Raw genomic sequence first — 12,846 nt, forward strand, 5'->3', positions numbered from 1 at the left:
ATTTGAAACCAACATTTTCAAGCGAGACGGGTATATACAGGAAGCCAATATGAAGTTACTCAGTTGTACCGTCTTTTCCATGACATTACTTTTGTCATTTGTTGCTACAAGCTATGCAAGTAGCACGGCTGCAAAAAATAGTAAAATCGAACAAGCTGTTGCCCACGCCATGGATACTTTCCAAGTACCCGGCGTAGCTGTCGCTATTATTAAAGATAATAAAGTGGTAATGAGCCAAGGTTTTGGTGTTATTGAACACGGTAAATCAGCCAAAGTTACTGCTGATACCTTATTTGGTATTGCTTCAAACACTAAAGCGATGACCGCTGCGTTATTGGCCAACTTAGTCGATGAGGGTAAGTTAACTTGGAAAACTAAGGTTATTGATATCATCCCTGAATTTCAAATGCCGGATGCCTATGTAACCCGTGAATTTACCATTACGGACTTGTTAGCGCATAACTCAGGTTTAGGGCTAGGTGCTGGTGATTTAATGATTTGGCCGCATACCAGTTTAACGAATGCCGATATTCTTAAGGGCTTAAAATACTTACCTGAAGTTTCGAGCTTTCGCAGTGAATTTGCTTACGATAATTTAATGTACATTATTGCCGGTGAAGTGATAACACGTGTTACGGGTCAGCCTTGGAGTGACGTTATCCAAGAGCGCATATTTACTCCGCTTGGTATGAACAATACTCGAGCAACCTTTTCGTTGATTGAAAAGCAGAATAACAATGTCGCTAGAGCGCATGTACCACTTGATGATGAACTAAATGTTGTCGGTGGTAACTTCTTAGAGAAGTTTTCATCTGCGGGCTCTGTTGCATCAAGTGTTAATGATATGAGTTTGTGGTTACAGGCTCAGTTAAATAAAGGCGCGTACGGCACTAAGATTGATGATAAGTCTCCTCGTCTATTTTCAGCTAAGCAAAGCCGTACCATGTGGAAGGCGCAAACGTTATTATCAGTGTCAGATAAAGCGACTCAGCAAGACAAAACTCACTTTTCTGCTTATGGCTTGGGTTGGTTTATGAAAGATTATCACGGGGTGAAGTTAATTCATCACAGTGGTGGTATTTTAGGTATGGTCTCAAAAGTGGTACTGGTACCAGAAGAAGACCTCGCTATGGTGATTTTAACAAATCAGCAGTCGGGTTATGCCTTCAATGCTATTTATCAGCAAATCTTAAATGAGTATCTTGAATTACCGGAAAAAGATTGGATTGCGTATTATCACGATAAACAGCAAAAAAGTGCAGCCAAAGAAGAGAAACGTTTAGCAAAAGCGGCAGACTCAGTGCATAAAAACTCAGCGCATTCATTAGCATTACGTGATTATGCGAATACCTATGTTGATAATTGGTATGGCGAAATTAAGGTTAGCTTTAAAAATAATAAACTACATATGGAGTTCAGTAATACCGAAGACTTAAAAGGTACTTTAGAGCATTACCAGCATAATACTTTCATTGTTCGCTGGCATGATAGAACGCTTGAGGCTGATGCATTTGTTAACTTTAATCTAAATGAAGACGGTGGAATTAACTATGCCACCATGAAAGCAGTATCAAAGGCAACTGACTTTAGTTTTGATTTTCATGACTTAAAACTAAGACCCAAAAAGTAAGCACTAAATATTAATGATCTAGTATTATTTTGCTGAAAAGTAGATTTTAAAAAGGAGTACTGAGAAGTACTCCTTTTTTTGTGTTTAGTGCAGTGAACCTTAATGGAAATAGTCGTGGATTAGCGCAGAAACTGTGTTTTACCTTGGCGCTTATGAAGTACATTTTTGATATCTAATTGGTCATTTTCATCAGATGTTTTCACCTTGACCCCTTCATGATTTAATAACCATAATTTACGTTCAATGCCTCCCGCATAACCCGTTAATGAGCCATTGCCACCAATAACTCGGTGACAAGGGACAATGAGTGTAATGGGATTTCTGCCATTAGCACCGCCAACCGCTTGAGCTGCTTTTGGCTTATTGATCATTTTTGCTATTTCACCGTAGGATTTTACTGCACCAAATGGAATTTTTGCTAAACAGTGCCACACGGTCTGTTGAAATGGCGTACCTTTTGGATCTAATGGTATGGTAAAAACTGTGCGCTGCCCGGCAAAGTATTCGATTAATTGCTGTTTACACAATGTGGTAATGTCATTAACTTTACTTTGGCTTTGTTGCTCAGCAGGCGCTTGAACACCACAAAAGATGGCTTGGCAAATACCTTGCTCGGTTGCCATAAATTCAAATAAACCTAAGGGTGTGTCGAGGTAATCAATAAACATGCTATTTGTCTCCAAAGCTAAAATAGTACTAAGTTGTTGCTAAGGTTAATACTAAGCTTGGTACTGATAAAGTTGATAGATAACTTGACCTGCTAACTTCTCTTTAAGTAATTGCCAGTTTTCTGGTATGACTTGTTCGCTTTCTGCCTCCATTTCAACATAAATGAGTGCATCTTCAGCCAAACCACAGTGATTTAATAATTGCGCGGCTTGTTCTACTAATTGTTGTCTAAAAGGGGGATCGAGAAAAACTAAATCAAAGGGCTTAGCTGCAGTAGCCTGTAATTCATCTTTAAGAGAATCAGCTTTAGGAAAACCGTCTTTAAGAAAAGAAAGGGCGTCACTATGAACAACGGTAAGGTTATCAGCCTTGAGTAATTCCTTATTGGCGAGTAGTTGCTTTGCTGCGGATCTATTTAATTCCACCAAGGTCACTTGATCGGCACCACGAGACAAGGCTTCAAAACCCAAACCACCCGAGCCAGCAAAGCAGTCTAGGCAGTTGGCTTGATTGATATAGGGCATAAGCCAGTTAAAAACCGTTTCTTTCACCCTATCAGTGGTTGGGCGTAACCCTTCAGCCATTAATACAGGTAATTTTCTGCCTTTATACTTGCCAGCAATAATACGTATTTTACCGGCAGACTTACCCTGACCTCTTCCAGAAAGGAGTTTTTTACTTAGTTGTTTTTTTGCTTGATTCATATCACTGACAATTTTGCTATTAAGTGCTAATATAGCGCCAATTTTATCCTTGTTTACTCTTTATACCAAGTAGATTAATTAATCCTCGTGATATCCAGTAAACAAATTCAGTCTGTAATACCAATAGGGTTAATTAATCCGTTTGGTATAATATATTTAGGTAGCTAAAAGTGTCGAAGAAAAAAGGTATGTTGTCTTGGTTAGGCTTTGGTAAAAAAGAAAAGCAACCAAGCACTGAAGAAAGTAACAATGAAACTCAAGCTACTGTTGAAGCAGAACAGGCAACTGTATTAGAAGCAGTTGAACCCGTAGCTGAGTCAGTCGAACTAACTGTTGAGCCAACTATTGAATCAGCCATTGAATCAGATATGGAGCAAGCCGAAGAGCAAGAAACTTCCTCGGCGCCTGTTAATGATGTCAGTGCCCTTGATCCAAGTATCGAAGATGCCAGTGTCGATATTGTAGAGCAAGCAGCCGTTGAGCCAATAACCGAACCTGTAATTGAAGAAATTGTTCCGCTTGCTGAAACTGAATTAGCGAGTGAACTTGCCATTGAAGCGCTACCAGAGGCTAAATTATTAGCCGAAATGGAAGCTGCAGAGCAAGTTGAAAACGTTATCGTTGTTGACGAGCCAGAGCCAGAGGTTGTAGAGCCAGCGCAAATTGAAACTCCTACAGCACCAGAGCCAAAAGTCGAAGAGACTGAAGAGGTTAAAGCAGAAACTAAGCTTGGTTTCTTTGCTCGCTTAAAGCAGGGCTTAAGTAAAACCAGACAAAATTTAGGTGACGGTTTAATTGATTTGTTTCGTGGTAAACAAATTGATGATGACTTGTTTGAAGAATTAGAAACTCATTTGCTATTGGCGGATGTTGGTGTTGAAACCACCATGAAAATTATCGATTCACTAACGCAAAGCGCTAGTCGCAAGCAGTTAAAAGATGCTTCGGCCTTGTATGACTTGCTTAAAATAGAATTAAAGAAAATTATTGCTGATGTTAGTCAGCCGTTAGTTATTCCTGAAGGCGAAGGGCCTTTTGTTATGCTTATGGTTGGTGTTAATGGTGTTGGTAAAACTACCACCATTGGTAAGCTCGCTAAGCAATTTCAAGCACAAGGTAAATCAGTAATACTTGCTGCGGGCGATACTTTTAGAGCTGCAGCTGTTGAGCAATTACAAGTGTGGGGTGATCGTAATGGTATCCCTGTTATCGCTCAGCATACCGGTGCTGATAGTGCCTCGGTTATTTTTGATGCCATTAGTGCTGCAAAAGCACGTAAAGTTGATGTCATCATTGCCGATACTGCCGGGCGTTTACAAAATAAAGCGCATTTGATGGAAGAATTGAAAAAAGTCGTGCGAGTAATGAAAAAGTTAGACGTTAACGCGCCCCATGAAGTAATGCTAACTCTTGATGCTGGCACAGGTCAAAATGCCTTAAGTCAAACCAAGTTGTTTGACGAAGCTGTTGGTCTAACTGGTTTAACTATTACTAAGCTTGATGGTACCGCAAAAGGTGGTGTTATTTTTGCTGTTGCAGATAAGCATAGTATTCCTATCCGATATCTAGGCGTTGGTGAAGGCATTGATGATTTAAGACCCTTTGATGGTGATGATTTTATCGAAGCTCTTTTTAGCAAGTAGATTAAAGCAAGACTCAAACAGCTTCTAGCTTGATGAATTCATCCAATACAGTAAACATGAGTTTGAAGTCGTTTGGGTATATACCCAAACTCATTGAAAGTGCATGATTTCAGCGGGATTTTATAGGGTCAAATGCAAGGCATTTATCTTAAGCATAGTTATTCTATGGTTATTATAAATAACGCGGTAGTTGGCCATCTAAAACCCGCCCGTCGGGAGTTCCTCAGGCGAGTAATCACGGCGTAACATCAATTTAAAAGGCAATAAGCATTTATACATTGATGTATCTTGTGCTAACCCACCTGAGTAACTCTGAAACACGCATTATCAAGGAGCTTGGGTATATAAGAGTAATTGTGCTAAGTTAGCCAGCTTACTCGTGCAATAAATAAAAATAATATGATTAATTTCAATAAGGTAAATAAAACCTACCCAGGCGGTTTTCTGGCATTAAAACAAGTGAGTTTTAGTCTAGAAAGCGGTGAGATGGCGTTTTTAACAGGCCATTCAGGTGCCGGTAAAAGTACCTTGCTAAAATTAATCTCATTAATGGAAAAACCCAGTTCGGGCAGTATTCAAGTCAATCATACTGAATTATCCGACATTCAGTACAAGCAAGTTCCCTACGTCCGCCGTGGTATAGGTATGATTTTTCAAAGTCATAACCTCCTTAAAGATCGTACTGTTTTTGACAATGTCGCCTTACCTTTAATTATCGAAGGTGTTAGTCATAAAGAAATTAAAAAACGCGTTGCAACCGCTTTAGACAAAGTACATTTAAGTGCCAAGCTAAAGTGTTACCCGCATATGTTATCGGGTGGTGAGCAACAACGTGTTGGTATTGCCCGCGCTATTGTTAATAAACCGCCAATTCTGCTTGCCGATGAACCGACCGGAAATTTAGATCCTAAATTATCGTTAGACATTATTCGTTTATTTGAAGAGTTTAATGCCGCTGGTGTAACCGTATTAATTGCCACCCATGATTTAGGCTTAATTGCACGGATGAAATACCGTACCTTAACGCTTAAAGAGGGCACTATGATTAACGACGGTATTGTTGACGGACTTCAAGCACAGGGGGCGACTGATGAGCAATATTCATAGTAGTGGTTTAAAAGATCGCTCAAGCTTATTAACTCGCCTGTTAACGTTACCTATTCGACATGTTCAGCAAGCCGTAGGCAGTTTAGGTAACTTATGGCGCACACCCTTTACTACCGTGATGACCATTTTTGTCTTAGGTATCAGTTTGGCATTGCCAGCAACTTTACACCTTTTTGTTAAAAATGCCCAACAAGTCAGTGAACAGTGGGATAGTGCTTCGCAAATTACTTTATTTTTAAAGCTATCAACCACGGAAAAGAGCGCACAAAATTTAATACAACGTATCAGTCTTTATAATGATGTCGCAGATGTACGTTATATTTCGGCCAAACAAGCATTAAAAGAATTTAAAATTTTATCAGGTTTTGGTCAGTCACTTGAATATTTAGATAAAAACCCATTACCTGCAACAATATTAGTCACGCCTACACAAAGAGCCAGCCAAGCGCAGGCTGCGGATGCCTTATTAGCAAAACTGAGTAAAGAGCGTGAAGTTGAACAAGGCAAGCTTGATTTAGAGTGGCTAACGCGGTTAGAAGCGATGGCACGCTTAATTGAAAACATTGTCTTAGGCGTAGCATTATTACTCTGCTTATCTGTCGTGCTTATTGTCGGTAATACTATCCGATTAGCCATTTTAAATGAAAGAGATGCCATCGCGATTATGAAATTGGTTGGCGCAACCGATAGTTTTATCCAGCGACCTTTTTTATATTCGGGCATTTGGTACGGTATTTTTGGCGGTATACTGTCTTGTATCACAGTGACATTACTGGCTTGGTACTTAGGTTACGCTATCAGTGATTTAAGTGAGCTTTATCAAAGTAACTTTCGATTGCAAGGTTTGACAGTGAGTGAAGCATTAATGTTGATTGGCTTTGCTGTAGTGCTTGCTCTTGTCGGTAGTTACATCTCGGTAAGTCAGCATATTAAAGCGATAGAGCCTAATGCGGACTAATAACTAGCTGTTTATTAGTAATAATTCCAGATACTTACAAATAGTCACATTTAATTAATATAAAAATTGAAAGATCGGCTTGTGCGCCCCTGTCTATTAAGCTAATGTTCATATCGCTGCTATCGCCAAAAGTGTTGATATATGTTACTATCCGCGGCGTAAATGAACAATAAGTTAAAGAATAAATCATAGATCGAATTAAAGAAAAGAATGGAGAGAGTTTTTATGAGTCAAGCAATGCAACTTACCCTTCCACAAAGTGGCAGTATCGAAGCATACCAGCGTTCCGCGTACAGCATCCCTATGCTAACCGCAGAGAAAGAGCATGATCTGGCTACTCGTCTCTATAACGACAATGATTTATCCGCGGCACAAGAGTTAATTATGTCGCACTTACGTTTTGTTATTCATGTTGCTAAAGGTTACTCAGGTTATGGTTTACCCCATGCTGATTTAGTACAAGAAGGCAACGTCGGTTTAATGAAAGCGGTCAAACGTTTTAATCCAGAAGTAGGTGTACGCTTAGTTTCTTTTGCTGTGCATTGGATCAAAGCAGAAATTCATGAATATGTGCTTAAAAACTGGCGCATAGTTAAAGTAGCTACAACCAAAGCGCAGCGTAAATTATTTTTCAACTTACGTAAAAATAAGAAACGTTTAGGCTGGTTTAGCACTGAAGAAGTAAATACGGTAGCGGAAAACCTGGGCGTAACAACGAAAGACGTTATGGAAATGGAATCTCGCATGAGCAGCTATGACCAAGCATTTGAATTATCTAAAGACGATGATGACAATCTTGGCGCTAGTAATTTTTCACCGGCTCAATACCTGCAAGACAAACAATCAGATTTAGCGGTTGAAGTTGAAAATGACAATTGGGACAACCATGCGAACAAACGTTTATCAACAGCATTGGTGACTCTTGATGAACGCAGCCAAGATATTATTAAGACACGCTGGTTAACTGAAGATAAAACGACGTTACAAGAGCTAGCTAATAAATATCAGATATCAGCCGAACGTGTAAGACAGTTAGAAAAAAATGCCTTATCAAAATTGAAAAATACTATGGTATTCGATTAACGTTTAGTAATAACTTTTATTTAAAAAAACCGACTTAATGTCGGTTTTTTTATGTCTGCAATACTCACTTTTTTATATTAAACCTTTCTTTAAATGAACCCACCTCAGCGAACAAGCTAAAAAATAACCGTTTGGTTTACAGGTGGTCACACGCACGAGTGCTTCGGTCACACACTCATTACAGAGATAACTAAACTACAACACTTTAATACGAACTTCTTCAAATAAATCAAGCAGTATTGATGCAATTGATAAATATCAGTTTCCAATAAACTAACGATAAAAAGGTAGAAGTAATGAGCCTAAGAACAGCCAGAAAGAATATAGTTAACCGTGCAGTGATGATTGCCCTTGCCGCAACATCATTCACCTCAGTACAAGCAATTGCCGAAGAAGGCATTGAAGATGTAGAACGTATTGCAGTAACAGGTTCTCGTATCAACAGAACTGATATGGAAAGCGCTAGCCCAGTAACGGTTATTTCATCTGATTTTATTGCTAAAAGTGGTTTTACTTCAGTACAAGAAATTTTATCAATGCAGCCAGCTGCATCAGGTATGAGCTTAGGTTCTACCTCTAACAACGGCTCAGGTGGCTCTGCAACAGTTAACTTACGTGGCATGGGAACGCAACGTACGTTAGTTTTATTAAATGGTCGCCGTATGGTGGCTTCAGGTACCGGTGCTGACTCTTCAGTAGATTTAAATACTATTCCAGTTTCAATGATTCAAACGATTGAAATCTTAAAAGATGGCGCTTCCGCTGTTTACGGTTCAGACGCTATTGCTGGTGTTGTTAACATCATCACTAAAAAAGATTATGAAGGTACAGAAATAACAGCTGATGGCAGCATTACTGATAAAGGTGATGGCGAAAGTGGCGGTTTTAGTATTTTACACGGTAGTGAATTTGCCGGTGGTAACATAGTACTTGGCGCACAATATTCAAACCGTGGTGAAGTTATCCAGTCTGACCGTGATTTTGTACCTGCAGGCGAATCATCATTTGTTCCTGGCGGTTCTTTAGGCGGTTTGGTACCAGATGGTGAAGATGGTTGGAAAACTCGTGAAGAAAGCTATGATTACACTGACGATAGTTATGCACAAACACCAAATGAGCTATTAAGTTTATTTGGTAGTTTTAACAGTGAAATTGCTGATGACGCTGAGTTAAGTATTGACCTTATGTATACCCGTCGTGAGTCAAATCAACAAATGGCGCCACAGCCAGCAAACATTGACTTAACAGTTTGTCAGCCTACTTCTGAAGCTGGCACTTGTATTGATATGGGTGATGTTTTAATTCCTGAATTAGACACTCTAAATTATAGACGTCGTATGACTGATGCAGGACCACGTATTTATGGTCAAGAAACAGATACCTACCGTGCTTCTGTTGGCCTAGTTGGCTACTTAAGTAATGACACTCAGTGGGATATGTCAGCGACCTATGGCCGCAATGATTCAAAAGACAGTGTTGGTAACTCAATCCATGCTGGTAACATGGAGCAAAGTATCTACGACCATCAAGATGATTGGTTCAGTGGCGAGCCACTACCACAAGAATTCTTGATGAGTGAAGGTATTATGTATACCGAAGAAAATGAAGGTGGCAATGAGCAATTTACCTTAGCTGCTGGTTTTAGTGGTATTAATGAGTCTGATATTGGTTATGCTATTGGTGTTGAAAGTCGTTTTGAAAGTGGTTATTACACACCTGATTTAATTACACAAGCTGGTGAAAGTACTGCTGCACAGCAAGACCCAACAGAAGGTAATTACTCAGTACAATCTATCTATGGTGAGTTATCAGTACCGGTAACTGATTCTTTCACGGTCGAAGCAGCAACTCGTTACGATAACTACTCTACTTTTGGTGGCGCGGCTACTTGGAAATTAGGTGCTACTTACACTATCACTGATGGTTTAATGTTTAGAGCAGTAGCTGCAACAGGTTTTAGAGCGCCAAGTGTAAGTGAATTATACAGCGGTAACTCCGGTTCTTTTGATTACTTAAGTGACCCGTGGGAAAGAGAACTAGACGCTCAAATTAAAGTTAACTACATTGGCGATGCCGACTTACAGCCAGAAGAGAGTGAATCATTTACTGCTGGTGTAGTGTGGGAAGTAGCTGACGGCCTTTCAACAACGATGGATTACTGGTCGTTCGATATTACCAACGCAATTAGCCGTGTTAATGTACAAGCAGAAATGAATAAGTGTTTCAATGACGATCTAGCTGCCTGTGAAACTATTAACATTACTCCAGATGGTGACTTGTCAGAAATGACATCAACCCTAACGAACATTGGTAAGCAAAATACTTCTGGTATTGATTGGAATATTAGTTACGCGGCGGACATCTTTAGAGTAACACTTGATACCACTTATTTACTTGATTTTGAAGAAGATGATATCAGCTATGAAGGCACTATCGATGGTAATATGGGTGGTTACTCACAGTTAAAGTCTAACTTAACGGTTAGTGCTGACGTTACTGAAGATGTAAACCTTCTTTACACGGCTAACTATATTCAAGGTATGGAAGGCAATGGCTACACTACAGATGATGTGATTTATCATAATATCTCAGCTGCTTACCATATCAATGATGCTTGGCAAGTAACGGGTGGTATTAAAAACTTATTCGATACTGAACCTGAAGAAGTTCCAGATGGAAATGATATGAATACAGTACCAAACATCTATGATGTTGTTGGCCGTACTTTCTTCGTGAATACTTCTTATAAATTCTAACAAGTATTCATTGCGGCAATTCATTAAGTTGAATTAAAGCAAGTCAAACAAAAGGCGACTTAACAGTCGCCTTTTTTGATCGTGTTAATTGCTAAGTCTCAGGATTGCCTTTTTAAGCGATAAGGCTTTACCCACAAAAAAATGTTGTTTTAGCTCATCATTTACCAATTCATTTACTGCTTTTACTCGTTTCTCGGTATTATTTAGGTATATAATGTTGCTACTAAAACATGAGCTAGCGCATACGTTAGACATGTGAGCATTAAATAGCAGGAGTTAAATTATTATGGGTGGAATCGGAATTTGGCAACTAGTGATTGTTGCAGTGATTGTCGTATTATTATTTGGCACTAAAAAGCTGCGTAATTTAGGTGGTGATTTAGGCTCGGCTGTTAAAGGTTTTAAAAGTGCTATAGGTGAAGATAAAGAGCAAAAGAATAGCGCAGAAAAAACGTCGGATACTTTAGCTGATAACTCAACGTCTGCGACAGAAGACGTGAGTAAAACTACAGCAAGCAAAACTAAAGAAACCGATCAGGTCTAATTTATGTTTGATGTTGGCTTTTGGGAATTGATCCTTATTGCAATTATGGGCTTAGTTATTTTAGGTCCTGAGCGATTACCCGTGGCAATCCGTACTCTTCGTGGTTGGATTACAGGGGCTAGAAAATTTAGTGATACGGTAAAGTCAGAGCTTACCGAAGAATTACGCATACATGAATTACATGCTAATTTAAAAAAAGCAGAAGAAAGTAATTTAGAGAACTTAAGTCCTGAGGTTGCTGCATCGTTGAAAGCTTTGCAAGAAGCCGCTGACTCTGTAACCGAACCCTTCAAAAAAGTGGACCGTGGACCATTAGATTCTATGATTTCCTCGTCATTAGCTTCAGCACCGAGTGTTATTGCTGAGTCTGAGCAATCCCCTGATAAGGATGACTCAAAGGTATTGAGTGTGGTAACAGAAGACCCAGTAAAGCCAGTTAATCAAGAAAGTGATAAACCTCAACCATGAGTAATCCTCCAGTAAAAGCTGCCAGTCTTTTTGATCATCTTTTAGAGTTACGTGATCGTTTATTACGGTCGGTTTTAGCAGTATTAATTGTTTTTTGTAGCCTAGTGTATTTTGCACAAGACATTTATCAATATGTAGCACAACCGCTATTATCTGTGATGCCTGAAGGGTCTCAAATGATAGCGACCGATGTCGCTTCGCCATTTTTTGCGCCTTTTAAGTTAACCTTAGTTTTATCATTATTTATCGCCATGCCATTTGTCTTATATCAAATATGGTCATTTGTAGCGCCTGGTTTGTACAACAATGAAAAACGTTTGGTTGCCCCGCTAATGTTTGGTTCTACCCTACTTTTTTATGGTGGTATTGCCTTTGCTTATTTTCTTGTCTTTCCTGTGGTCTTTGCTTTTTTTACTTCAGTAGCACCCGAAGGTGTTGTTATTGCGACCGATATCAGTAGTTATTTAGATTTCATTTTAAAATTATTCTTTGCTTTTGGTCTCGCATTTGAAATACCTATTGCGATAATTTTAATGTGCTGGACAGGTATAACTACGCCTGATAGTTTAAGAGAAAAACGCGCTTATGTTGTTGTAGGCGCTTTCGTTATCGGTATGTTGTTAACACCACCAGATATTATTTCGCAAACTATGCTTGCTGTGCCAATGCTAATTTTGTTTGAAGTGGGTATTATTATTGCTTCGTTTTATCATAAAGAAGATGAAGACGAGTCAATTGATGTAAAGGAAAATTTAAATGACTAATAGAACAAAATTTTGTTACTACGCTGTAGTTACTAGCTTATTAATCTCACAAACAGTGCTGGCTAAAGAAGCTGAACTCGATGATAAAATAAAAGTTTGTAGTGAAATCAGTCAAGATGCAGCAAGGCTTTTGTGCTTTGATCAACTGATCGATGTAAGTAACAGTAAGTTAGCACCACAAATAACGGCATTGACAGCGGCACAAGTTGATGAGTTTTCTAAAGTTCATGTAAAAAAAACTGATAAAGAAATAGCTGAAGAAATAAACTCTATTACCTTAACAATTAGTACATTATCCAAAACAATACGTGGGCAGTGGAAGCTGACTTTTAAAAATGGTCAAAAATGGCAGCAAAAAGATACAACTAAATTAAGGTTAAATGAAGGTGATCTCGTTGTGCTAACAAAAGGAGCGCTTGGTGCCGTGTATTTGCAAAAAAAGAATACTAATAAGCGCATTAAAGTTAAAAGGCTTAAATAGAGCGTGATCGTTTTGAAGAACAATTTATTAGCAGACAAG

12 protein-coding genes are annotated in these 12,846 nt (G+C 38.9%); 10 read left to right on the forward strand and 2 right to left on the reverse strand.

Annotated elements, in window-relative coordinates; translation table 11 throughout:
* Positions 1-49: 49 nt before the first annotated feature.
* Positions 50-1,630, forward strand: a complete 1,581-nt coding sequence (locus tag CXF85_RS05145) for a serine hydrolase (protein ID WP_101227460.1) — start codon at positions 50-52, stop codon at positions 1,628-1,630.
* 119 nt (positions 1,631-1,749) lie between these two features.
* Here CXF85_RS05145 and CXF85_RS05150 read toward each other — a convergent pair whose 3' ends face one another.
* On the reverse strand, positions 1,750-2,298 hold the full coding sequence (locus tag CXF85_RS05150; protein WP_101227461.1) for a methylated-DNA--[protein]-cysteine S-methyltransferase: 549 nt from the start codon (positions 2,296-2,298) through the stop codon (positions 1,750-1,752).
* Between the two features lie 51 nt (positions 2,299-2,349).
* A complete protein-coding gene (gene rsmD / locus CXF85_RS05155) occupies positions 2,350-3,003 on the reverse strand; it encodes a 16S rRNA (guanine(966)-N(2))-methyltransferase RsmD (protein ID WP_101227462.1) in 654 nt (217 codons plus the stop codon).
* A gap of 188 nt (positions 3,004-3,191) precedes the next feature.
* Here rsmD and ftsY point away from each other — a divergent pair, with 188 nt between their 5' ends.
* The 9 genes from ftsY (at position 3,192) to CXF85_RS05200 (ending at position 12,807) form a co-directional block, all read left to right on the forward strand.
* Positions 3,192-4,646 (forward strand): signal recognition particle-docking protein FtsY, encoded by a 1,455-nt coding sequence (gene ftsY, locus CXF85_RS05160; RefSeq protein ID WP_101227919.1) that lies wholly within the window; start codon positions 3,192-3,194, stop codon positions 4,644-4,646.
* Positions 4,647-5,045: 399 nt separating this feature from the next.
* Positions 5,046-5,753, forward strand: a complete 708-nt coding sequence (ftsE, locus tag CXF85_RS05165) for a cell division ATP-binding protein FtsE (protein WP_101227463.1) — start codon at positions 5,046-5,048, stop codon at positions 5,751-5,753.
* On the forward strand, positions 5,737-6,711 hold the full coding sequence (gene ftsX, locus CXF85_RS05170; RefSeq protein ID WP_101227464.1) for a permease-like cell division protein FtsX: 975 nt from the start codon (positions 5,737-5,739) through the stop codon (positions 6,709-6,711). Before ftsE ends, ftsX begins: the two co-directional genes overlap by 17 nt.
* A 225-nt stretch (positions 6,712-6,936) precedes the next feature.
* On the forward strand, positions 6,937-7,794 hold the full coding sequence (rpoH, locus tag CXF85_RS05175; RefSeq protein ID WP_101227465.1) for an RNA polymerase sigma factor RpoH: 858 nt from the start codon (positions 6,937-6,939) through the stop codon (positions 7,792-7,794).
* 296 nt (positions 7,795-8,090) lie between these two features.
* On the forward strand, positions 8,091-10,550 hold the full coding sequence (locus tag CXF85_RS05180) for a TonB-dependent receptor plug domain-containing protein (RefSeq protein WP_101227466.1): 2,460 nt from the start codon (positions 8,091-8,093) through the stop codon (positions 10,548-10,550).
* A gap of 286 nt (positions 10,551-10,836) precedes the next feature.
* The gene (tatA, locus tag CXF85_RS05185) at positions 10,837-11,094 is read left to right on the forward strand and encodes a twin-arginine translocase TatA/TatE family subunit (protein WP_101227467.1); all 258 of its coding nucleotides are present in this window, start codon (positions 10,837-10,839) and stop codon (positions 11,092-11,094) included.
* Positions 11,095-11,097: 3 nt separating this feature from the next.
* Entirely contained in the window at positions 11,098-11,562 is a 465-nt protein-coding gene (tatB, locus tag CXF85_RS05190) for a Sec-independent protein translocase protein TatB (RefSeq protein ID WP_101227468.1), read from the forward strand.
* On the forward strand, positions 11,559-12,326 hold the full coding sequence (tatC, locus tag CXF85_RS05195) for a twin-arginine translocase subunit TatC (protein WP_101227469.1): 768 nt from the start codon (positions 11,559-11,561) through the stop codon (positions 12,324-12,326). Before tatB ends, tatC begins: the two co-directional genes overlap by 4 nt.
* Positions 12,319-12,807: a hypothetical protein gene (locus CXF85_RS05200; RefSeq protein ID WP_101227470.1), complete on the forward strand. Its 489-nt coding sequence runs from the start codon at positions 12,319-12,321 to the stop codon at positions 12,805-12,807. Before tatC ends, CXF85_RS05200 begins: the two co-directional genes overlap by 8 nt.
* Positions 12,808-12,846 lie beyond the last annotated feature (39 nt).

Source organism: Colwellia sp. 75C3 (assembly GCF_002836255.1).
Lineage (GTDB): Bacteria > Pseudomonadota > Gammaproteobacteria > Enterobacterales > Alteromonadaceae > Colwellia.